Raw genomic sequence first — 22,821 nt, forward strand, 5'->3', positions numbered from 1 at the left:
CTCGTTAATCATTATTCGTATTATCCGCCCGCGCCTTTCGCGAGGGCATAAACTGGCGAAACAATTCCCGACTCTTAAGCGGTTTGCCGCCAAGATAGGGCTTCAGGGCGATACGGGTAAAGCGCTTCGCGGCGCGCAGCGTATCAACATCTGGAAATTCGCGACTCGCCAACGCTTTCAAATGGTGCCCGGTAAACGTGTTGTTATCAATCACCAGGCTGGCAATAAAGCCCTTTTCTTCGCGATAGCGATAGGTCATGGTGTCATCCACCGGCTCACCGCTGCCCGCGCAGTGAAGAAAATCCACGCCATAGCCCAGGTGCCCGAGCAGCGCCAGCTCAAAACGCCGCAACGCGGGCTCCGGCGAGCCGCTGGTTCCGGCAAGCGCCTGAATGCAGTGCAGATAGTCAAAAAAGAGTTCGGAGAAGCGTGTTTCGTGCTCCAGCACGCGGGAGATAAGCTCGTTCACATAGAGACCGCTGTAGAGCGTGATACCACTGAGCGGCAGCGCCAGCGAGACGGCTTCCGCGCTGCGCAGGGTTTTGACTTCGCCGCGGCCGCCGAAGCGAACCAGTAAGGGGGTAAAGGGCTGTAAAGCGCCTTTGAGATTAGAGCGTTTGGAGCGTGCGCCTTTGGCCACCAGGCGCACACGACCCGATTCTTCCGTGAAGACGTCCAGCATCAGGCTGGTTTCGCTCCACGGTCGGCTATGCAGGACAAAGGCGCGCTGCCATCCATCCACGTTGCGTTAACTCAGAGGTCGTCAACGTAACCGAGACTGCGCAGGGCGCGCTCGTCATCGGCCCAGCCGGATTTCACTTTGACCCACAGCTCGAGGTGTACCGGCGCTTCAAACATGTCCTGCATGTCCTTACGCGCTTCGATACCGATGGTTTTAATTTTGGCGCCTTTATTGCCAATCACCATCTTCTTCTGCCCTTCGCGCTCGACGAGGATCAGGCCGTTGATATCGTAGCCGCCGCGCTCATTGGTTACGAAACGTTCGATTTCCACAGTGACGGAGTACGGCAGCTCAGCACCGAGAAAACGCATCAGTTTTTCACGGATGATCTCGGAGGCCATAAAGCGCTGGGAACGATCGGTAATATAATCTTCCGGGAAGTGATGGATCGCTTCCGGCAGATGCTTACGCACGATCGCCGCGATAGTATCGACGTTGGTGCCGGTTTCCGCAGAGATCGGCACAATGTCGAGGAAGTTCATCTGGCTGGCGAGGAACTGCAGGTGCGGCAATAGCTCCGCTTTGTCCTGCACGTTATCCACCTTATTGACCGCGAGGATCACTGGCGCTTTCGCGTCACGCAGCTTGTTGAGCACCATCTCGTCGTCTTGCGTCCAGCGAGTGCCTTCCACCACGAAAATGACCAGTTCAACATCGCCAATTGAGCTGCTGGCCGCTTTGTTCATTAAGCGGTTAATAGCACGCTTCTCTTCCATATGCAGGCCCGGGGTATCGACGTAAATCGCCTGATACGGCCCTTCGGTATGGATACCGACGATGCGGTGACGCGTCGTTTGCGCTTTTCGGGAAGTGATCGAAATCTTCTGCCCAAGCAGCTTATTCAACAGCGTGGATTTGCCAACGTTTGGACGACCAACGATGGCGACAAATCCGCAATAACTTTTTTCTTCGCTCATTCCAGCTCCAGTTTTTTCAGCGCCTGTTCGGCGGCAGCCTGCTCCGCCTTGCGACGGCTGGAACCTGTGCCAACCACCGGTTCACTCAGGCCACTGACCTGGCAGTGGATAGTAAATTCCTGATCGTGCGCTTCGCCACGCACCTGGACCACCAGGTAGGACGGCAGCGGCAGATGACGTCCCTGCAGATACTCCTGCAGACGCGTCTTCGGATCCTTTTGCTTATCGCCCGGACTGATTTCGTCCAGACGGGTCTGGTACCAGGAGAGGATTAAGCGTTCAACGTTCTGAATATCGCTGTCGAGGAAAACCCCGCCAATTAACGCTTCAACGGTGTCCGCGAGAATGGATTCGCGACGGAAACCGCCGCTTTTCAGTTCGCCCGGCCCGAGGCGCAGACACTCGCCCAGTTCAAACTCGCGAGCGATCTCCGCCAGCGTGTTGCCACGCACCAGCGTCGCGCGCATGCGGCTCATATCGCCTTCGTCTACGCGAGGAAAACGATGATAGAGCGCATTCGCGATCACAAAACTTAAAATGGAGTCACCTAAAAACTCCAGGCGCTCATTATGTTTGCTGCTGGCACTGCGGTGAGTTAATGCCTGTTGCAACAGCTCCTGATGATGAAAAGTGTAGCCCAGCTTTCGTTGAAGCCGATTAATTACGATGGGGTTCATGCGTTACCAATAAATGAATGCGTCAAAGATGCAGCACACGAAACCGACCTGAGCATACGCTTCATACAGCAAGTTGAAACAGTCCAATACGCTTTCGTGTGCAGTGTCACCCGGCAGAGCGACAACCAAAAACTTCGGGGGGATATTCTATACGCAACGACACGTGATGTCGTTAGTTTGAATGGATTTAAATATTAAATAATTCACGTCGCTGCGGTTATCGCAGCGACGTGAATTCAACAGGGGAAATTAATGAATTCCACCAATGCGCGATAACCGCACGCCGGTCGGCCATTCACCTTCCTGTTTTTCAAAACTCATCCAGATAGCGGTCGCTTTTCCGACCAGGTTCGCTTCCGGCACAAAGCCCCAGTAGCGGCTGTCGGCGCTGTTATCCCGGTTGTCACCCATCATAAAATACTGACCGGGCGGTACAATCCAGGTGGCCAGCGGCAGGCCGGACTGATGGTAGTACATCCCAACCTGATCCTGGGCGATCGGCACCATCAGAATACGGTGCGTGACGTCGCCCAGCGTCTCCTGACGCTCGGTCAGACGAATGCCGTCAGCTTTGGTTTCGCCCTTCGGCAACTGCCAGAAACCGCTGGACGCTTCGCCGCCGTTGCTGCGGGAGAAGGTCTGAACGAAATCGCTCGGCTCAACATTGGAATAGGTCACCGGCAGCGCGTTGCCGCAGGCCTGTCCGGAGCTGCAGCCCGGCTGAATAGTGACCTGCTTGGCAACCGGATCGTAGGTGACTTTATCGCCCGGTAATCCCACCGCGCGCTTAATGTAGTCGAGACGCGGATCTTCCGGATATTTAAACACCACGATGTCGCCGCGCTTTGGATGACCCGTTTCGATCAGCGTTTTCTGGTAGATCGGATCTTTAATGCCGTAAGCGAATTTCTCCACCAGGATGAAATCGCCAATCAGCAGGGTCGGCATCATCGAACCTGACGGGATCTGGAAAGGTTCATAGATAAACGAACGCACAATCAGCACAATCGCCAGCACCGGGAAGACCGAGGCGCCAGTTTCCAGCCAGCCCGGTTTCGGGCCCACTTTCTTCAGCGTTTTCTTGTCCAGTTGCTCGCCGGTCGCTGCCTGAGCAGCGGCCTGACGCTCACGACGTTTTGGTGCGAAGATGAACTTATCCAGACACCACAACAGCCCTGTCACAAGGGTCGCAATGACCAAAATCAGGGCAAACATGTTCGCCATGCCAACTCCTTAATTATTTGCCGTCTTTACCAACGTGCAGAATGGCGAGGAACGCTTCCTGCGGCAGTTCAACGTTACCGACCTGCTTCATACGCTTCTTACCTTCTTTCTGCTTCTGCAGCAGCTTTTTCTTACGGCTGACGTCGCCGCCGTAGCATTTCGCCAGGACGTTTTTACGCAGCTGTTTCACAGTAGAGCGCGCGATGATGTGGTTGCCGATAGCCGCCTGAATGGCGATATCGAACTGCTGACGCGGGATCAGCTCTTTCATCTTCTCGACCAGTTCGCGACCACGATAAGGGGCGTTGTCGTTGTGGGTGATCAGCGCCAGCGCATCGACACGCTCGCCGTTGATCAGCACGTCAACGCGCACCATGTTCGAGGCCTGGAAGCGTTTGAAGTTATAATCCAGCGACGCATAGCCACGGGAGGTAGACTTCAGGCGGTCGAAGAAGTCGAGAACCACTTCCGCCATCGGGATTTCGTAGGTCAGCGCCACCTGTTTACCGTGGTAAACCATGTTGGTCTGCACGCCACGCTTCTCGATACACAGGGTGATCACGTTGCCGAGGAACTCCTGCGGCAGCAGCATGTGACACTCGGCGATAGGCTCACGCAGCTCCTGAATATTATTCAGCGGCGGCAGCTTGGACGGGCTATCGACGTAGATAACTTCTTTGGAGGTCGTTTCCACTTCATAGACTACCGTCGGCGCCGTGGTAATCAGGTCAAGATCGTACTCACGCTCCAGACGCTCCTGAATGATTTCCATGTGCAACAGGCCGAGGAAGCCACAGCGGAAACCAAAGCCCAGCGCCGTTGAGCTTTCCGGCTCATAGAACAAGGAAGCATCGTTCAGACTCAGTTTACCCAGCGCATCACGGAAGTTTTCATAGTCATCAGAGCTCACCGGGAACAGACCGGCATAGACCTGCGGCTTGACTTTTTTGAAGCCCGGCAGCGCTTTATCCGCTGGATTACGCGCCGCGGTCAGGGTATCGCCCACCGGCGCGCCGAGGATGTCTTTGATCGCGCAGACCAGCCAGCCTACCTCGCCGCATTTCAGCTCGGTACGATCGACCTGTTTCGGGGTGAAGATGCCCAGACGGTCGGCGTTATAGACCTGGCCGGTGCTCATCACTTTAATTTTATCGCCCTTGCGCATGGTGCCGTTTTTAATACGCACCAGCGACACGACGCCTAAGTAGTTATCGAACCAGGAGTCGATGATCAGCGCCTGCAGCGGCGCGTCCGGATCGCCTTCCGGCGGCGGAATATCGCGCACCAGACGTTCCAGCACGTCCGGCACGCCAACGCCGGTTTTCGCCGAGCAGCGAACCGCGTCGTGAGCATCGATACCGACGATATCTTCAATCTCGTCCGCTACGCGCTCCGGATCGGCCGCAGGCAGGTCGATCTTGTTGAGCACCGGAACGACTTCGAGGTCCATTTCCATGGCGGTATAGCAGTTCGCCAGGGTCTGGGCTTCTACGCCCTGCCCGGCGTCAACCACCAGCAGCGCGCCTTCGCACGCCGCCAGGGAGCGCGATACTTCATAGGAGAAGTCAACGTGGCCCGGGGTGTCGATAAAGTTGAGCTGATAAGTTTCACCATCGCTGGCTTTATAGTCCAGGGTGACGCTCTGCGCCTTGATGGTAATCCCGCGCTCACGTTCAAGGTCCATGGAGTCCAGAACCTGGGCCGCCATTTCGCGATCAGAAAGGCCACCGCAAATCTGGATGATACGGTCAGACAGCGTCGACTTACCGTGGTCGATGTGAGCGATGATCGAAAAGTTACGTATATTCTTCATATTTAGAGTTAATTATGCCTTACGAGTATCATGAGGCCGCTGTACTGTGCCTGACGTTTTTTAATCCGAAAACGCCGCATTCTACACTACATCCGTGAAACCAGGAAATGCTGTTAGATCCAGCATAACGGCAGAAATTGTGGCGTTGTTACAGGAAGAGTAAATAAAGATGAGGGGCAGTGAAATCACTGCCCCATTTCAGAGGAGGGCGTATCAACACGCAGCAGATCCGGCGGCAAACCGACGCTTAAAATCACCGGCTGCCATGACTGGCGAGCAGCCAGCTGCGGCGACAGACCGCGCGCCACCAGGAAGCCGCCGACGCCGCCCAACAGCGCGCCGCAAAGTGACGCGATATCGCTGGCAAACAGCACCTGGAAAATGGACGCCATCACAAACAGCCCCACCAGCGGCGCCATATAGACGAGCAGCGCTGAGCCCAGCAGGCTACTTTCAGCGATCCCCAGCTCCACTTTTTGCCCCGCGGCCAATGGCTGCTCGCAGGGCACGCTAATGGTATGGCTGGTCTGCGGCCCCAGCTTGTTTAACACCCGGCTACCACAGCCGGCACGGGAAGCGCAGCTGCTGCAGGAGGCTTTAACGTCGCAGTGCACCTGCGCCACGCCGTTATGCCAGGAAACCACGGTGGCCCACTCTTTAATCATTGTACTGCCTTGAATTTAATACTGTCAGAGATACGCTTCGCCGTCTGCGGCGGCAGTTCGCCCACCACGGTGATCTCCGCGTTATCGCGTACCGTCGTGCTGACGGTACGTCGGCCGGTGCGCAACAGCTGGTCACTGCTGGCCGCCGTGGCGCGGTTGATATTGATCGAGAAGCTGAACAAGCCGTCGGAATAGAGACGTGATTCGACTGGACCGTCAAAAGTGGGCAGACGGCGCTGACTGCTGGAAACTTCAGCCATCCCCTGGGGAAGCCACGTTGGCGCCCAGTTGAAGTTGGCTTTGTCGCCCCCTTCAGGGACGGACAGCTGCGGCGGTAGATTCGCTTTTGCCAGCGTCTCCATGCTGGCGCTGACGTTATCGCCAACGTTGAAGGAGACAACCCGGAACTGCTCCAGCGTTTCACCGTCGCGGTCGAGCAAATCGACGCGCAGAGGCAGTTTGGTCTCGGCGTCCAGCCAGGCGATAAAGCTATAGCGCGTACCGTCGCGAGCTACGACGCGGATCACGTCGCAGAGGCGATCAGCGATACGAGTACGGCCAACGGAGATAAAATCATACGCAGCGGAGAGGCGTTTGAAATCGCTATAAACCAACGATGGCAGCGAATCGACGATGTAGTCGCCGTTGAGGGTGAAAGGATCGAGACCGGGTTCAAAATAGCTGATTTCCGTGCCGCGCAGGACCACTTCCCGGCGCGGGCCGTCCAGCTGCAGCAGTTGCGCCAGCGGTTGATTGTTCAGTCGCGCATGACGATAGCGCAGCGACTCAACGCCTTGTTTATTGATGCTGACGAAAGACAGCTCATAATTGAGGGACTGGCTGGCCAGGTTCATCTGCTGCAACAACGCCCCGGACGATGTATCAGCCGAGGCGTTGACAGAGAACAACAGACTGCCTGCCATGAGCGACATGGCACACCAAAGTTGCTTCATTACTGCGATTGCGTTCCTAAAGTTTGATAACCCGGCACCTGGACTGCTGCCTGCTGAGTCTGGGCCTGGCCAAACTGCAGCTGCTCAGCGTGCAGGCGGCGCTGCAGTTCATAGTCCTGCAACATGGCGTTAATCCGGCGGCGCTGTTCCTGGACTTGCGCCTGCTGGCCGCTACCCGCTGATGCGTCAGCCGGCACGCCAAGGCTTACCGGGCTCGCTTTACCCATCATCGGCAGGGTATTGAACACTGGCGCCTCTGGCTGCTGAGTCGCATCAGACTGCCCATTATAGTGCTGGACGCCGACGATAACCGCAAGCGATACGCAGGCGGCAACGCCCATTTGGGTGAGTGAGCTGGCCCATGGACGCACTTTGTTCCAGAACGGCATCTGCCGCCACTGGTGGGGTGCGGGCTGAGATTCAGGAATAAGCGGCGCCGTCTGACGAACGGGCTCATTTTCAATGGCGGCCATCACCCGGGCGGAGATATCGAATTGCAGCACCTCTGCGGTATCGCCACGCAGCGTATCGCGAATGAGGTGATAGCTCTCCCAGGTTTTTTGCATCTCAGAGGAACGGCTCAGCTCGTTGAGCAGTTCTTTATCCAGCGTTTCACCATCCATTAAAGCCGAAAGTTGTTCTTTCTGCATGCCTGATACCCTTTTCCAGTATTCCGCTATCGTCAACGCCTGATAAGCGGTTGAACTTTATTATCAATAGCTTCTCGCGCCCGGAAGATACGCGAACGCACCGTCCCAACCGGACAATCCATGATAGCGGCTATCTCTTCATAGCTCAGGCCATCCAGCTCCCGTAACGTAATTGCCATGCGTAAATCTTCCGGGAGCGATTCAATGGTACGAAAAACTATTTGTCTCAGTTCTTCTGACAACATTAAGTTCTCAGGGTTCGAAATTTCTTTCAACGCCCCGCCGCTTTCGAAGTTTTCCGCCTCGTTGGCGTCAACATCGCTGGACGGCGGACGGCGTCCCTGAGCAACCAGATAATTCTTCGCCGTGTTGACGGCGATACGGTATAACCAGGTGTAAAAAGCGCTATCTCCCCGGAAAGAGTCCAGCGCACGCCATGCCTTAACGAACGATTCCTGAACAACGTCAGCGATATCGCCCGGCGGTACATAGCGGGAAACCAGACTCGCGACCTTATGCTGATAGCGCACCACCAGCAAATTAAACGCTTTCTGATCTCCTTTCTGGACCCGTTCAACAAGGACCTGATCCGTTAACTGCTCGCTCATCCGAGGTAATGTCTCCCCAAACCCAATTCCCATGCGTCTTCAAAACACCACCCAAAATCTGCATTATGAGCAAGCTGACTGTTGGAGTGCATGAAAACAATAAAGTTCCGTTACGCTTTTGTTTTTTGTCTGGCAACGGCGGCAGATCGTTATCAATCATTATATGCCCAGGTTGCTAAACAACAGGTTAGTCAATAAGAAAAAGCGCAGGCCCGACTGAAGGGTATCGTAACACAGTGTTTATTTCACTATAAAATCCAATGCTAACAACCTGCTCCACTTCTCTTTTTTACCGCACAACGCCCCTTTTCCCGGCCCATTCTGTTTAGCCGTCACAACACCAGGCAAAAAATATGTACGATTCCTCACGCGCTGGTGCTATTGTGAGCTAAATGTGTTTAGTAAATTAAACAAAGACGATGAATACCACTCCTGACTTCTCTTGTGATGTGTTGATTATCGGCAGCGGCGCTGCCGGTCTCTCCCTCGCGCTGCGCCTGGCGGAGCACAGTTCGGTGACGGTGCTGAGTAAAGGGCCGATCAGCGAAGGTTCGACGTTCTATGCGCAGGGCGGGATTGCCGCCGTCTTCGATGAGACGGACAGTATCGAATCCCATGTTGAAGATACGCTGATCGCCGGCGCGGGACTCTGCGATCGCCATGCGGTCACCTTCGTCGCCAGCAACGCCAGACCGTGCGTACAATGGCTTATCGATCAGGGCGTGCTGTTTGACACCCAGGTCCAGGCCAATGGAGAAGAGAGCTACCATCTCACTCGCGAAGGGGGGCACAGCCATCGACGCATTCTTCACGCCGCCGACGCTACCGGCAAAGCGGTAGAGACAACGCTGGTCGATAAAGCCCTTGCTCATCCTAATATCCGCATCATTGAGCGCAGCAATGCCGTTGATTTGATTGTCTCGGACAAGATTGGCCTGCCGGGCACGCGCCGGGTGGTCGGGGCCTGGATCTGGAACCGCAATAAAGAGCGGGTAGAAACCTGCAGCGCGAAGGCGGTGGTGCTTGCGACCGGCGGGGCCGCCAAGGTTTATCAATATACCACTAACCCTGACGTCTCTTCCGGAGACGGCATTGCGATGGCCTGGCGGGCGGGCTGCCGGGTAGCGAATCTCGAATTCAACCAGTTCCACCCCACCGCGCTGTATCATCCACAGGCACGCAATTTCCTGCTTACTGAAGCGCTGCGCGGCGAAGGCGCCCACCTTAAACGCCCAGACGGCACCCGCTTTATGCCGGACTTTGACGAGCGCGGCGAGCTGGCCCCGCGCGATATCGTCGCCCGCGCCATCGACCATGAAATGAAGCGCCTGGGCGTTGACTGTATGTTCCTTGATATCAGCCATAAACCCGAGGCGTTTGTTCGCCAGCACTTCCCAATGATTTACGAAAAGCTGCTCGGTCTGGGAATTGATTTAACCAAAGATCCGGTGCCGGTCGTCCCCGCCGCGCATTACACCTGCGGCGGCGTGATGGTGGATGATAATGGCCGTACTGACGTCGATGGCTTATACGCCATCGGCGAAGTCAGCTATACCGGGCTGCACGGCGCCAACCGCATGGCCTCGAACTCGCTGCTGGAGTGTCTGGTCTACGGTTGGTCCGCCGCGGAGGATATCGCCCGGCGCCTGCCGCTGGCTCAGAAGGTCACCACCCTGCCGGCGTGGGATGAAAGTCAGGTGGAGATCCCGGATGAACTGGTGGTTATCCAGCATAACTGGCACGAGCTGCGCCTGCTGATGTGGGATTATGTCGGCATTGTGCGCACAACGCGCAGACTGGAGCGCGCCCTGCGGCGCATTACCATGCTCCAGCAGGAGCTGGATGAGTATTACGCCCGCTTCCGCGTCTCGAATAATCTGCTGGAGCTGCGCAATCTGGTGCAGGTGGCGGAGCTTATCGTACGCTGCGCGCTGTTACGTAAGGAGAGCCGCGGGCTGCACTATACCCTCGACTATCCGCAGCCGCTGCCGAACAGCGGCCCGTCGATACTGTCGCCCCTGGCTCACATAAAGAGATAAAAATCCCCGGTCAGAGCAGTAAACCCTTCAGAGTACTGCTGCTCTGGCCCGCGGATCGCCAGTCTGTCGCTGAAACACTCTCCTGCCGTCGGGGAGAACGCCAGCAGCACCCGGTGCGGCGGCCGCAGTTCGGTCTCCGCCACGTCAGTGCGCAGTCGCAAATGCCACCCCATCGCCGTTGCCCGCTCGATAAACGCATTAGCGATATCCACCGGCAGCACCACGCAAAAAAAACCTTCTTCGGTGATATGCTCTGCGGCACAGGTCAGCAGGGAGGCGTGATCGAGCGTCGTGGTATACCGCGCCTGCTCCCGCTGCGAGGTAGCGCATGGCACGCCTTCGGCAAAAAAAGGCGGGTTACTGATTATCAGTTCATAGCGTCGGGTTTGCGACGGCTGCCACTGATGGATATCGGCCTGGCAGATTTCTATGCGCGAAGACCACGGTGACGCGAGGGCATTTTCCCGCGCCTGAGCGGCTGCCTCCTCGTCCAGTTCGACCGCATCGACTTGCACATCGTGATCGGTACGCTGGGCGAGCATTAGCGCCAGCAGGCCGCTGCCCGCGCCAATATCCAGCACATGCTTCACCCCGGCAATCGGCGCCCAGGCGCCAAGCAAAATGCCATCAGTGCCCACCTTCATCGCGCAACGATCGTGGGCGACAAAGAACTGTTTGAAGGTAAAACCATTGCGCGGCAGCGCAAACTTCGACTGAGACATCCTCAATAACCTTGCCGACAAAACTCCTGAACGTAAGGCTATGCACAATACCGGAGAACAGATAGCCTTACAAACAGATGAACATTACGTCAGTAACGTCTATAATCGGCGGCCCACTCAGAGGTAGAACATGACTGTAACGACTTTTTCCGAACTTGAACTCGACGAAAACCTGCTGGAAGCCCTCCAGGATAAAGGTTTCACTCGCCCGACAGCCATTCAGGCCGCCGCTATTCCGCCTGCGCTCGATGGCCGTGACATTCTCGGTTCAGCGCCGACCGGCACCGGTAAAACGGCGGCGTATCTGCTGCCAGCGTTGCAGCACCTGCTCGATTTCCCGCGTAAGAAATCCGGGCCGCCGCGCATTCTTATCCTGACGCCGACCCGTGAGCTGGCGATGCAGGTGGCTGACCACGCCCGCGAGCTGGCGAAGCATACCCATCTGGATATCGCCACCATTACCGGCGGCGTAGCGTACATGAACCACGCGGAAGTGTTCAGCGAAAACCAGGATATCGTGGTCGCTACCACCGGTCGCCTGCTGCAGTATATTAAAGAAGAGAACTTTGACTGCCGCGCCGTCGAGACCCTGATCCTCGATGAAGCCGACCGCATGCTGGACATGGGCTTTGCTCAGGATATCGAAACCATCGCCGGTGAAACCCGCTGGCGCAAGCAGACCATGCTGTTCTCCGCCACGCTGGAAGGCGATGCGATCAAAGATTTTGCCGAACGCCTGCTGGAAGAGCCGGTTGAAGTCTCCGCTACCCCATCGACCCGCGAACGTAAAAAAATTCATCAGTGGTACTATCGCGCCGACGATATCGAGCATAAAACCGCGCTGCTGATTCATTTGCTGAAGCAGCCGGAAGCAACCCGCTCCATCGTCTTCGTGCGTAAGCGCGAGCGCGTTCACGAACTCGCCGCTAAGCTGCACGAAGCAGGGATTAACACCTGCTGGCTGGAGGGCGAGATGGTGCAGATTAAGCGCAACGAAGCGATTAAACGCCTGACCGATGGTCGCGTGAACGTGCTGATCGCCACCGACGTCGCCGCACGCGGTATTGATATCCCGGATGTCAGCCACGTGTTTAACTTCGACATGCCGCGCACCGCCGATATCTATTTGCACCGTATCGGTCGTACCGGCCGCGCCGGTAAAAAAGGCATCGCCATTTCGCTGGTTGAAGCGCATGACCACCTGCTGCTGGGCAAGATCGGCCGCTACGTTGAAGAACCGCTGAAAGCACGCGTGATTGATGAATTGCGACCGAAAACCCGCGCGCCGAGCGAGAAGTTAACCGGTAAACCGTCGAAGAAAGTATTGGCGAAGCGCGCCGAGAAAAAAGAGAAAGAAAAAGAGAAACCGCGGGTGAAGAAACGCCACCGCGACACCAAAAATATCGGTAAGCGCCGTAAGCCAAGCGCGGCCGGGACGCCATCAACGTCCACTGAAGAGTAAAAAAAACGCCGGGACATCCCGGCGTTTTCACATCTGGCTTCAGCCTTACAGGCTTTCGGTAAAGGTACGGGCGATAACGTCGCGCTGCTGTTCCGGAGTCAGGGAGTTGAAGCGTACCGCATAGCCGGAAACACGAATGGTCAGCTGCGGGTATTTTTCCGGGTGCTCAACCGCGTCCAGCAGAGTTTCGCGACGCAGCACGTTCACGTTCAGGTGCTGACCGCCTTCCACGCGAACTTCTGGTTTCACGTCTACCGGAATTTCACGGTATTCGATTTCACCCAGTTTGCTCACCGCCACCACGTCGTCTTCCGCAAAACCACCTTTGGCACACAGGCAGCGCGCTTCGCCTTTTTCGCTGTCCAGCAGCCAGAAAGAGTTCAGCAGGTCGTCGTTTGCCGCTTTAGTAATTTGGATACCAGTAATCATTTGATGCCTCCCAGGCAGTGTTTATTCGATTTTGGCCTCTTCGCGGCCAATTGGTAAAACCATTGTTGTATGAGTGTATATATATCAGCCGCACCCTCGGCATTCCTTGATATAAATCAATAAAAACCACTCACACAAAGTGGGTATAGGGGGATTTTATTGTTTTACATCAAGTTAGGCCATGGGGTCTCATAAATAATTTTGTAAATTTTCAATTTTTTTTGCATAAAAGCCCACATCAAGCCGTGCCGATTTTGTTCTGTAGAAAGAAGCCGTTAAGCTATAGCGATGACCCTTTGCAGGAGAGCAAGATGACCACCTCTTTAACCTGGCATGACGTGCTGGCGGATGAAAAGCAACAACCCTATTTTCTCAATACACTGAAGACCGTCGCCGAAGAGCGCCAGTCCGGGATCACCATCTACCCACCGCAAAAAGACGTCTTCAATGCGTTTCGCTTTACCGAGCTGGGCGACGTCAAAGTCGTCATTCTCGGCCAGGATCCCTATCACGGCCCGGGTCAGGCCCATGGTCTGGCATTCTCGGTTCGCCCGGGCGTCGCGATCCCGCCCTCGCTCTTGAACATGTACAAAGAGCTGGAGGCCACGATCCCCGGTTTTACTCGCCCCACTCACGGTTATCTCGAAAGCTGGGCGCGTCAGGGCGTACTTCTGCTTAATACGGTCCTGACCGTCCGCGCCGGGCAGGCGCACTCGCACGCCAGCCTTGGCTGGGAGACCTTTACCGATAAAGTTATCGCGTTAATCAATGAGCATTGCGAGGGGGTGGTATTCCTGCTGTGGGGTTCTCATGCGCAGAAGAAAGGCGCGATTATCGATCGTCAGCGCCACTGCGTGCTGAAGGCGCCGCACCCATCGCCGCTCTCTGCGCATCGCGGCTTCTTTGGCAGCAACCATTTCGTACAGACCAACCAGTGGCTGGCTGACCGCGGCGAAGCGCCGATCGACTGGATGCCGGTCCTCCCCGCCGAAAGCGAGTGATCGACAGCCATAAAAAAGCCAGCATCAGCTGGCTTTTTCGCATTCAGGCAGGCGAATTACGCCTTGTTCTGACGCCACCATTCTGCCAGCAGGACGCCGGTCGCCACAGAGACGTTCAGGCTTTCGACATTGCCGGTACCGTCGATGGCAACGCTGAGATCGGAGCTGGAAATCGCCGCATCGGACAGACCATCACGCTCCTGGCCTAACACCAGCACCATTTTCTTCGGCAGCTCGGCTTTAAAAAGCGGCGTACCATTATGGCTGGACGTTGAGACAATCGCGTAGCCCGCTTTGCGGAACTGATCCAGGGTATCGATAAAGCTGTCGCCGGTGATCGGTTCAACATGCTCTGCTCCGCCCTCCGCCGTACGGATCGCCGCCCCGGACTCCAGCACGCCAGCATCCTGAACCACCACGCCCTTCACGCCGAAGTGCGCGCAGCTGCGCATGATCGCCCCGAGGTTGTGCGGGTTACCCACGTCTTCCAGCGCCAGAACGCAATCTTCTTCTGCCGCCTTCGCGACCCACTGGGCAACAGAGGTGCCGTGGCGTTTTTTGATCAGGAAGCAGACCCCGCCGTGGTGCTCGGTGCCGGAAGCTTTCGCCAGCTCGGCTTCGTCCACCACATGATAGGCTTTACGGTTGGCCGCCATCCAGCGCAGCGCCTCTTTAAAGCGGGGCGTGACGCTCTGAATAAACCAGGCGCGAACGATAGCTTCCGGACGGCTCTGGAACAGCGCCTGGCAGGCGTTTTCGCCATACACGCGGGTCTCTTCCGCACGCTGACGACGCAGCACTTCCGGATCGATAAAGCTCTTCCCGCTGATCCCGCCGTGATCTTCTTTTACCGGCGTCTCATCGCCAGGAGCACGGGAAACGGTACGCCACGGAGACGCATCGTCACGATGAAAATCATCGCGCTTGCGATCGTCACGCTTACGGTCGTCACGTTTGCGATCGTCGCCGCGGCTGTTTCGTTCGTCACGCGCAGGGCGGCTGCGGCCGTCAACACGAGATTTTCCTGGACGACCTCCCCCTTTCCCGGTACGTGGGTTATGGGTGCGTTTGTCAGAATCATCATCACTGCGGACATACATCACTTTGACCTTGCCGCTTTTATTTTTCAGTTCGTCGCTCATCAATTTTCTCCACCTGCGCTGCGCGAAGCGCGCAGATTACCCGATGTGTCATCGCTTCGCCATGATTTCGTTTAAAAGCCGGCCTCTATTGCACTCATCGAACAAAACGCATTGTCCTTAAATAACACTTAATCGATAATATGTAACATCACAGAAACATATCGGCCACGTGCCACGTTGCAACCCATAACCAGAGGTTAGTTATGAATACCGTTTGTGCCAGTTGTCAGGCTCTGAACCGCCTCCCGGACGATCGTAGCGCGGATGGCGCAAAGTGCGGACGCTGCGGTCACGATCTTTTTGACGGCGACGTCATCAACGCGACCGGGGCAACGCTGGATAAACTCTTAAAGGACGATCTGCCGGTCGTTGTCGATTTCTGGGCGCCATGGTGCGGCCCCTGCCGTAGTTTCGCGCCGATCTTTGAAGATGTCGCGGAAGAGCGTAGCGGGAAGATGCGTTTTGTGAAAGTCAACACCGAAGCGGAACGTGAGCTTAGCGCCCGGTTTCGTATCCGCAGCATCCCGACCATTATGATGTTCAAAAATGGCGAAGTGATCGACATGCTCAATGGCGCGGTGCCAAAAGCGCCATTTGATAGCTGGCTGAACGAAGCCGGCCAACAGTAATCCTTCCGGGGCACCGCTTGTGCCCCGTTTTCACCTCTGCGACAATAGCGTTTTTCTCTAGCGACTCCCATGATTGAAAACGCCGTCCTTCGCCTGCGCGCTGAACGCCTCGCGCGTGCTACCCGGCCTTTCCTTGCTCGCGGCAACCGCATCCGCCGCTGTCAGCGCTGCCTGCTGCCGCTCAAGCAGTGCCTGTGCGCAACATTAGTGCCAGCGCAGGCCACCAGCCGCTTCTGCCTGGTGATGTTTGATACAGAACCGATGAAGCCCAGCAACACCGGCCGGCTCATCGCCGATATTCTGCCTGATACCGAGGCTTTTCAATGGTCGAGAACCGAGCCGCCGCAGGCGCTGCTCGATCTGGTCGCGCATCCTGATTATCAACCGATGGTGGTTTTCCCTGCCTCCTATGCCGGGCCGGAGCGCCAGATCCTGAGCGCGCCGCCGTCCGGCAAGCCGCCGCTATTTATTATGCTCGACGGCACCTGGACCGAAGCGCGCAAAATGTTCCGCAAGAGCCCTTATCTTGACGCGCTACCGATAATCTCCGTCGATCTGTCACGCATCTCTGCCTATCATCTGCGCGAGGCGCACGCCGACGGACAATACTGTACCGCGGAAGTAGCCATCGCCCTGCTGGATCTGGCGGGCGATGCCCCGGCCGCCGCTGCGCTTGGCGAGCACTTCACCCGCTTCCGGACCCGCTATCTGGCGGGAAAAACCCAGCATAAGGGCAGTATCACAGCGGACCAGGTGGAAAACGTTTAAAATCATTCGGTCACTGGGATGAAAGGAGACCGGTATGAGCCAACGAGGCCTGGAAGCACTGCTGCGACCAAAGTCCATCGCCGTTATTGGCGCATCAATGAAGCCGCAGCGCGCTGGCTATCTCATGATGCGCAACCTGTTAGCCGGCGGTTTCAATGGCCCGGTACTGCCGGTGACCCCCGCCTGGAAGGCGGTGCTCGGGGTGCTGGCATGGCCCACGATTGAGAGCCTGCCGTTTACGCCGGATCTGGCGGTGCTCTGTACTAACGCCCGGCGTAATATCGAATTGCTCGAAGCCTTAGGGCAGAAAGGGTGTAAAACCTGCATCATTCTCTCTTCGCAGCCGGAACAGTATCCGGCGCTGCTCGAATGCGCCGCGCGCTATCAGATGCGCCTGCTCGGCCCAAACAGCCTGGGACTGCTGGCGCCGTGGCAAGGCCTGAACGCCAGCTTCTCGCCGGTCGCGATCCATCGCGGTAAACTGGCCTTTATCTCGCAGTCGGCCGCCGTCTCTAATACCATCCTTGACTGGGCGCAGCAGCGCGAGATGGGGTTTTCCTACTTCATCGCGCTGGGCGATAGCCTGGACATTGATGTCGATGACCTGCTGGACTTTCTGGCCCGCGACAGCAAGACCAGCGCCATTTTGCTTTACCTCGAGCATCTAAGCGACGCGCGTCGGTTTGTCTCCGCCGCGCGCAGCGCTTCGCGAAACAAGCCTATCCTGGTGATTAAAAGCGGCCGTAGTCCCGCGGCGCAAAAGCTGTTGCACGTCAACTCCGGGATGGATCCGGCATGGGATGCAGCCATTCAGCGTGCTGGCCTGCTGCGGGTGCAGGACACCCATGAGCTGTTCTCCGCCGTGGAAACGCTCAGCCATATGCGCCCGCTGCGTGGTGAAAAGCTGATGATCGTCAGCAATGGCGCGGCACCGGCGGCACTGGCGCTGGATGAACTCTGGCTGCGTAATGGCAAACTGGCGGTCCTCAGCGAGGAGACCCGCGACGCCCTGCGCCAGGCGTTGCCGGTTGGCGTCGAGATCGCCAACCCATTAGATCTGCGGGATGATGCCAGCAGCGAACATTATCAGCAGGCCGTGAATATTTTGCTCAACAGTCAGGACTATGACGCGCTGCTGGTGATCCACTCGCCCAGCGCGGCCGCGCCGGGCACGGAGAGTGCGCTGGCCCTGATTGATGCCCTGAAGCATCATCCGCGCGGTAAATATGTCACCGTGCTGACCAACTGGTGCGGCGAATTTTCCTCGCAGGAAGCGCGACGTTTATTCAGCGATGCCGGCCTCCCAACCTACCGTACGCCAGAGGGCACGATCACCGCTTTTATGCATATGGTGGAATACCGTCGCAACCAGAAACAACTGCGCGAGACGCCGGTGCTACCGGATTCGTTAACCGCCAATACCAGCGAAGCGCATGCTCTGCTGCAGCAAGCGATAGATGACGGCGCCACCACGCTGGATACCCATGAGGTCAGCCCGGTGCTCCGGGCCTATGGCATCCATACTCTGCCGACATGGATTGCCGCTGACAGCGCAGAAGCAGTGCATATCGCTGAGCAGATAGGCTATCCGGTCGCGCTGAAGCTGCGTTCTCCGGATATCCCGCACAAATCGGAAGTACAGGGGGTCATGCTCTATCTGCGTACCGCCGCCGAGGTGCAGCAGGCGGCAGATGCGATGATCGATCGCGTCAGACTGGCCTGGCCCCAGGCGCGCATCCATGGTCTGCTGGTGCAGAGTATGGCTAATCGCGCCGGCGCCCAGGAGCTGAGAGTGGTGGTTGAACACGATCCCGTCTTCGGCCCGTTGATTATGCTGGGCGAAGGCGGCGTGGAGTGGCGGGCCGAGGATCAGGCCGCGGTGGCGCTGCCGCCGTTGAATATGAACCTGGCGCGTTATCTGGTGATCCAGGCGATCAAAAATAAAAAGATCCGCGGTCGCAGCGCATTGCGCCCGCTGGATATCGCGGGCCTGAGCCAGCTGCTGGTTCAGGTATCGAATCTGATCGTCGACTGCCCGGAGATCCAGCGCCTGGACATTCATCCCCTGCTCGCCTCCGGCAACGAGTTTACGGCGCTGGACGTCACGCTAGGCCTGGCCCCCTTTGACGGCGACAGTGAAAGCCGCCTTGCGATTCGTCCCTATCCGCACCAGCAGGAGGAGTGGGTGGTAATGAAAAATGGCGATCGCTGCCTGTTTCGGCCGATCCTTCCGGAAGATGAGCCGCAGCTGCTCGCGTTTATCGCTCAGGTCACCAAAGAAGATCTCTATTATCGCTATTTTAGTGAGATCAACGAATTTACCCACGACGATTTAGCCAATATGACGCAGATCGACTACGATCGTGAAATGGCGTTTGTTGCCGTCAGGACCACCGCAGAGAAAAGCGAAATTCTCGGCGTGACGCGGGCGATCTCCGATCCCGACAATATTGACGCCGAGTTTGCCGTTCTGGTCCGTTCAGATTTAAAAGGGTTAGGCCTGGGGCGAAGGCTGCTGGAAAAGCTGATCGCCTATACGCAAAGCCATGGCCTGCAACGCCTTAATGGCATTACGATGCCGAATAACAGAGGCATGATCGGCCTGGCCAGAAAGCTGGGATTCACCGTTGATATTCAGCTGGAAGATGGGATTGTCAGTCTATCGCTGCCCCTGAATCAGGGATAATCGCGCCACGCTGACCGCAATTGTTGACCACATTAGCGGGTAGTAATGGTATTATTGCCCGCTTACGTCGTCTGCATGGTACAGAAGACCCTTCAATAAACAGAGAAGAAACGCACTGTGATGTTGTCAAAATTTAAGCGTAATAAACATCAACAACACCTTGCCCAACTCCCTAAGCTTTCTCAGTCAGTTGATGATGTAGAGTTCTTTTACGCCCCTGCGGATTTCAGGGAAGCGTTACTGACCCGGATTGCCCACGCCACTCAGCGTATATGCATTATTGCGCTCTACCTGGAGCAAGATGATGGCGGAAAAGGAATTTTGCAGGCTCTCTACGACGCCAAACGCCAGCGTCCGGAACTGGATGTCCGCGTTCTGGTAGACTGGCACCGTGCTCAACGTGGTCGTATCGGCGCCGCCGCCTCCAACACCAATGCCGACTGGTATTGCCGGATGGCCGATGAAAACCCAGGTGTGGATATCCCCGTTTACGGCGTGCCGATTAATACCCGGGAGGCGCTCGGCGTTCTCCATTTCAAAGGCTTTATTATCGATGACAGCGTCCTCTACAGCGGCGCCAGCCTGAACGATGTTTATCTGCATCAGCACGACAAGTACCGTTATGACCGCTATCAGTGCATCCGTAACGGCAAAATGGCGGACGTCATGTTCGACTGGGTCGACAATAATCTGGTTCAGGGGCGCGGCGTTAATCGTCTCGACAGACCGGATCGGCCAAAAAGCCCGGAAATCAAAAACGACATTCGCCAGTACCGTCAGGAGCTCCGCGACCGCAGCTACCATTTTGTCGGCACCGCTGGTGACGAAGAACTCTCCGTCACCCCGCTAGTAGGACTGGGGAAATCCAGCCTGCTGAACAAAACTATTTTTCACCTGATGCCTTGTGCCGAGCACAAGCTGACGATCTGTACCCCCTACTTCAACCTCCCTGCCGTACTGGTGAGAAATATCATCCAGCTGCTGCGGGACGGTAAACAGGTGGAGATTATTGTCGGCGATAAAACCGCTAACGATTTCTACATTCCGGAAGATCAACCGTTTAAAATTATCGGTGCGCTTCCCTATCTGTATGAGATCAACCTGCGGCGTTTCCTCAGCCGACTGCAATATTATGTCAATACCGATCAGCTGATCGTTCGCCTGTGGAAGGATGACGATAACAGCTACCATCTGAAAGGCATGTGGGTTGACGATGAGTGGATGCTGCTCACTGGCAACAACCTTAACCCACGCGCCTGGCGGCTCGATCTGGAAAACGCCATTCTGATCCACGATCCAAAGCGGCAGCTGGGGGCCATGCGGGAAAAAGAGCTGAAGCTCATCCGCACCCACACCACGGTAGTGAAACATTATCGGGATCTGCAAAGTATCGCCGACTATCCGGTGAAAGTGCGAAAACTGATCCGCCGCCTGCGACGGATCCGCATTGACCGGTTGATCAGCCGTATTCTCTGACTATCAGCCCCGCGTCGACGGGGCTTTTTTCTGGAAGCGCTATGCGTTCGATAATAGTGATGACATCGCTGCTGTTAACGGGCTGCAGCCACATGGCAAATGATGCATGGTCCGGTCAGGACAAAGCCCAGCATTTTCTGGCCTCGGCGATGCTGTCTGCCGCCGGCAATGAGTATGCGCAACATCAGGGTTACAGCCGGGACCGCAGCGCCGCCATTGGCCTGATGTTTTCCATCAGTCTTGGCGCGTCAAAAGAGCTTTGGGACAGCCGCCCGGCAGGGAGCGGCTGGAGCTGGAAAGATTTCGCCTGGGATGTCGCCGGCGCGACCACCGGCTATGCTGTGTGGCAACTGGCGCACCAGTAAGCGTTACAGGCGCAGGCCTTTTCCCTTGCGATGCAGCATCAGGGAAACCAGGAAGGCGATGGCCGCCATCACCGTCACATACCAGTAGAACGCGTGCTCTATCCCCGCCGACTTAAGCGACAGCGCGACATACTCCGCAGAGCCGCCGAACAGCGCGTTCGCGACGGCATAGGAAAGCCCTACCCCAAGCGCGCGGACCTGAGCCGGGAACATCTCTGCTTTCAGGATGCCGCTGATAGAGGTATAGAAACTGACGATCAGCAAGGCGCAGATCACCAGTCCGAAGGCGGCATACGGTGAGCTCACCTTCTGCAGAGCACTGAGAATAGGCACGGTAAATAACGTCGCCAGCACGCCAAAGCACAGCATGGAGGTGCGACGGCCAACTTTATCCGAAAAGGCGCCGAACAGCGGCTGAACCAGCATATAAACGAATAGCGCCGCGGTCATGATCACGCTGGCGGTGCTAGCCGTCATGCCCGCCGTGTTGACCAGATACTTTTGCATATAGGTAGTAAAGGTGTAGAAGGTCAGCGATCCGGCGGCGGTAAAGCCCAACACCATCACGAAGGCCCGGCGATTGCGCCACAACCCTTTAAATGATCCAGCCTCTTTCAGCGCCCGGGTCTCCTGCTTTGAGGTTTCGTCCAGCTGGCGACGCAGCCACAGCGCGACGATAGCCAGTACCGCCCCAAGAGCAAAAGGAATACGCCATCCCCAGGCATGGAGATCTTCATCGCTGAGCACCTGCTGGAGCGCGACAACCACTAATACCGCCAGCAGTTGACCGCCAATCAGCGTAACGTACTGGAAGGAGGCATAGAAGCCTTTCTTACCTTCCACCGCGACTTCACTCATATAGGTCGCACTGGTGCCGTATTCTCCGCCAACAGACAGCCCCTGGAACAGACGCGCCAGCAGCAGCAGCGCCGGGGCCCAGGTGCCGATGACCGCATAACCCGGCAGACAGGCAATCACCAGTGAGCCAAAGCACATCATGCACACCGAGATAAGCATAGAGGCTTTACGTCCGCGGCGGTCGGCGATTCGACCAAACAGCCATCCGCCGATGGGACGCATCAGGAATCCGGCGGCAAATACGCCTGCCGTCTGCAGCAGTTGGGTGGTGGTATTGCCAGATGGAAAAAAGATATGGGCGAAATAGAGCGAGCAGAATGAATAAACGTAAAAATCAAACCACTCAACCAGATTCCCCGAGGAAGCGCCAACTATTGCCCAAATACGACGACGGGTATCGGCCTGATCCGGCGCGCCCCGTTCGGTAATGCTACTTTCTGTCATTGTTATATTGCTCCAGCAAAGACTGCAATCTGTCTTGTCGGGCGTACCACGTCACGTAGACAAATTAGTTAGTGAACTAAATGTTATATAATTGTTATATCTTTATATGTGACTGTATTCACATTTTTTTCGTAAGAGTGGTTTTCGCGATTAACGCCAGCGCAGGGGCAAGGAAAAAGTGGATTATGATGAAGGGATTACCATGACGGGGTTTTATGTTGCTTTGAATGAAGATAATGGGGCGGGTATGGCAGGGTTTTCCCCGGAGGCGGTGCTGCGCACCTTGTCCGGGCTACAGGTCGTGCAGGGCGGGTGCGAATCCGTAGCCCCGGTAAGCGCAGCGCCACCGGGGAGACATACCGGCACGGTTGCCCGGTCCACAGAAACGCAAAAAGCCCATCCGGCAGGATGGGCTTTTTACTTGTTTGATGCCTGGCAGTTCCCTACTCTCACATGGGGAGACCCCACACTACCATCGGCGCTACGGCGTTTCACTTCTGAGTTCGGCATGGGGTCAGGTGGGACCACCGCGCTATCGCCGCCAGGCAAAT

Annotated in this window: 22 protein-coding genes and 1 rRNA gene; 8 read left to right on the forward strand and 15 right to left on the reverse strand. The window is 56.5% G+C overall.

Translation table 11 applies throughout. The features are described 5' to 3' along the window. Nucleotides 1–4: 4 nt before the first annotated feature. The 10 genes from recO to rseD all read right to left on the reverse strand — a co-directional run bounded on the left by recO (nucleotide 5) and on the right by rseD (nucleotide 8,341). On the reverse strand, nucleotides 5–742 hold the full coding sequence (recO, locus tag CW267_RS12895) for a DNA repair protein RecO (RefSeq protein ID WP_016161647.1): 738 nt from the start codon (nucleotides 740–742) through the stop codon (nucleotides 5–7). 11 nt (nucleotides 743–753) lie between these two features. Continuing rightward, on the reverse strand, nucleotides 754–1,659 hold the full coding sequence (gene era / locus CW267_RS12900) for a GTPase Era (RefSeq protein ID WP_008803768.1): 906 nt from the start codon (nucleotides 1,657–1,659) through the stop codon (nucleotides 754–756). Beyond that, nucleotides 1,656–2,336, reverse strand: coding sequence for a ribonuclease III (rnc, locus tag CW267_RS12905; protein ID WP_002914065.1), 681 nt, complete (start codon nucleotides 2,334–2,336; stop codon nucleotides 1,656–1,658). The genes era and rnc overlap by 4 nt, the downstream gene beginning before the upstream one ends. A gap of 249 nt (nucleotides 2,337–2,585) precedes the next feature. Continuing rightward, entirely contained in the window at nucleotides 2,586–3,560 is a 975-nt protein-coding gene (lepB, locus tag CW267_RS12915) for a signal peptidase I (RefSeq protein WP_008803766.1), read from the reverse strand. Between the two features lie 13 nt (nucleotides 3,561–3,573). Beyond that, nucleotides 3,574–5,373, reverse strand: coding sequence for a translation elongation factor 4 (gene lepA / locus CW267_RS12920; RefSeq protein WP_008803765.1), 1,800 nt, complete (start codon nucleotides 5,371–5,373; stop codon nucleotides 3,574–3,576). Nucleotides 5,374–5,558: 185 nt separating this feature from the next. Continuing rightward, nucleotides 5,559–6,038: a SoxR-reducing system protein RseC gene (rseC, locus tag CW267_RS12925; protein WP_008803764.1), complete on the reverse strand. Its 480-nt coding sequence runs from the start codon at nucleotides 6,036–6,038 to the stop codon at nucleotides 5,559–5,561. Next, on the reverse strand, nucleotides 6,035–6,991 hold the full coding sequence (gene rseB, locus CW267_RS12930) for a sigma-E factor regulatory protein RseB (RefSeq protein WP_012540854.1): 957 nt from the start codon (nucleotides 6,989–6,991) through the stop codon (nucleotides 6,035–6,037). Before rseB ends, rseC begins: the two co-directional genes overlap by 4 nt. After that, nucleotides 6,991–7,641, reverse strand: a complete 651-nt coding sequence (gene rseA, locus CW267_RS12935) for an anti-sigma-E factor RseA (RefSeq protein ID WP_008803762.1) — start codon at nucleotides 7,639–7,641, stop codon at nucleotides 6,991–6,993. Before rseA ends, rseB begins: the two co-directional genes overlap by 1 nt. A gap of 32 nt (nucleotides 7,642–7,673) precedes the next feature. Next, nucleotides 7,674–8,249, reverse strand: a complete 576-nt coding sequence (rpoE, locus tag CW267_RS12940) for an RNA polymerase sigma factor RpoE (RefSeq protein ID WP_002914074.1) — start codon at nucleotides 8,247–8,249, stop codon at nucleotides 7,674–7,676. Further along, nucleotides 8,246–8,341, reverse strand: a complete 96-nt coding sequence (gene rseD / locus CW267_RS31695; protein ID WP_121980491.1) for a rpoE leader peptide RseD — start codon at nucleotides 8,339–8,341, stop codon at nucleotides 8,246–8,248. Before rseD ends, rpoE begins: the two co-directional genes overlap by 4 nt. Nucleotides 8,342–8,668: 327 nt before the next feature. Here rseD and nadB point away from each other — a divergent pair, with 327 nt between their 5' ends. Next, nucleotides 8,669–10,288, forward strand: a complete 1,620-nt coding sequence (gene nadB, locus CW267_RS12945) for an L-aspartate oxidase (protein ID WP_100781380.1) — start codon at nucleotides 8,669–8,671, stop codon at nucleotides 10,286–10,288. On the opposite strand, the gene trmN is transcribed toward nadB, so the two are convergent. Further along, a complete protein-coding gene (gene trmN / locus CW267_RS12950) occupies nucleotides 10,273–11,010 on the reverse strand; it encodes a tRNA(1)(Val) (adenine(37)-N(6))-methyltransferase TrmN (RefSeq protein WP_100781379.1) in 738 nt (245 codons plus the stop codon). The two genes, nadB and trmN, sit on opposite strands and share 16 nt — an antisense overlap. A 130-nt stretch (nucleotides 11,011–11,140) precedes the next feature. Here trmN and srmB point away from each other — a divergent pair, with 130 nt between their 5' ends. Continuing rightward, the gene (gene srmB / locus CW267_RS12955) at nucleotides 11,141–12,472 is read left to right on the forward strand and encodes an ATP-dependent RNA helicase SrmB (RefSeq protein ID WP_012540851.1); all 1,332 of its coding nucleotides are present in this window, start codon (nucleotides 11,141–11,143) and stop codon (nucleotides 12,470–12,472) included. Nucleotides 12,473–12,517: 45 nt separating this feature from the next. On the opposite strand, the gene grcA is transcribed toward srmB, so the two are convergent. Continuing rightward, the gene (gene grcA, locus CW267_RS12960) at nucleotides 12,518–12,901 is read right to left on the reverse strand and encodes an autonomous glycyl radical cofactor GrcA (RefSeq protein WP_002914084.1); all 384 of its coding nucleotides are present in this window, start codon (nucleotides 12,899–12,901) and stop codon (nucleotides 12,518–12,520) included. 311 nt (nucleotides 12,902–13,212) lie between these two features. Here grcA and ung point away from each other — a divergent pair, with 311 nt between their 5' ends. Continuing rightward, nucleotides 13,213–13,902, forward strand: a complete 690-nt coding sequence (gene ung, locus CW267_RS12965; RefSeq protein WP_012540850.1) for a uracil-DNA glycosylase — start codon at nucleotides 13,213–13,215, stop codon at nucleotides 13,900–13,902. 56 nt (nucleotides 13,903–13,958) lie between these two features. Here ung and CW267_RS12970 read toward each other — a convergent pair whose 3' ends face one another. Then, the gene (locus CW267_RS12970; RefSeq protein ID WP_012967429.1) at nucleotides 13,959–15,044 is read right to left on the reverse strand and encodes a tRNA/rRNA methyltransferase; all 1,086 of its coding nucleotides are present in this window, start codon (nucleotides 15,042–15,044) and stop codon (nucleotides 13,959–13,961) included. 203 nt (nucleotides 15,045–15,247) lie between these two features. Between CW267_RS12970 and trxC the strand changes: the two genes are divergently transcribed. The 5 genes from trxC to CW267_RS12995 all read left to right on the forward strand — a co-directional run bounded on the left by trxC (nucleotide 15,248) and on the right by CW267_RS12995 (nucleotide 20,968). Then, a complete protein-coding gene (gene trxC / locus CW267_RS12975) occupies nucleotides 15,248–15,673 on the forward strand; it encodes a thioredoxin TrxC (RefSeq protein ID WP_002914091.1) in 426 nt (141 codons plus the stop codon). A gap of 69 nt (nucleotides 15,674–15,742) precedes the next feature. Further along, a complete protein-coding gene (gene tapT / locus CW267_RS12980; protein WP_012540848.1) occupies nucleotides 15,743–16,441 on the forward strand; it encodes a tRNA-uridine aminocarboxypropyltransferase in 699 nt (232 codons plus the stop codon). Nucleotides 16,442–16,475: 34 nt separating this feature from the next. Then, the gene (locus tag CW267_RS12985) at nucleotides 16,476–19,127 is read left to right on the forward strand and encodes a bifunctional acetate--CoA ligase family protein/GNAT family N-acetyltransferase (protein WP_012540847.1); all 2,652 of its coding nucleotides are present in this window, start codon (nucleotides 16,476–16,478) and stop codon (nucleotides 19,125–19,127) included. 120 nt (nucleotides 19,128–19,247) lie between these two features. Continuing rightward, entirely contained in the window at nucleotides 19,248–20,603 is a 1,356-nt protein-coding gene (gene pssA / locus CW267_RS12990; RefSeq protein WP_008803754.1) for a CDP-diacylglycerol--serine O-phosphatidyltransferase, read from the forward strand. Between the two features lie 41 nt (nucleotides 20,604–20,644). Next, nucleotides 20,645–20,968 (forward strand): YfiM family lipoprotein, encoded by a 324-nt coding sequence (locus tag CW267_RS12995; protein ID WP_008803753.1) that lies wholly within the window; start codon nucleotides 20,645–20,647, stop codon nucleotides 20,966–20,968. Between the two features lie 3 nt (nucleotides 20,969–20,971). Here the strand turns inward: CW267_RS12995 and CW267_RS13000 are convergent, their stop codons facing one another. Together CW267_RS13000 and rrf are read right to left on the reverse strand one after the other, a co-directional pair. Next, nucleotides 20,972–22,270 carry an MFS transporter gene (locus CW267_RS13000; RefSeq protein ID WP_012540846.1) on the reverse strand — a complete coding sequence of 433 codons (1,299 nt, stop codon included), beginning with the start codon at nucleotides 22,268–22,270 and terminating at the stop codon, nucleotides 20,972–20,974. 430 nt (nucleotides 22,271–22,700) lie between these two features. Then, a 5S ribosomal RNA gene (rrf, locus tag CW267_RS13005) occupies nucleotides 22,701–22,816 on the reverse strand. Between the last annotated feature and the right edge of the window lie 5 nt (nucleotides 22,817–22,821).

This window comes from Klebsiella sp. X1-16S-Nf21 (assembly GCF_002837615.1).
Taxonomy (GTDB): domain Bacteria; phylum Pseudomonadota; class Gammaproteobacteria; order Enterobacterales; family Enterobacteriaceae; genus Klebsiella; species Klebsiella variicola.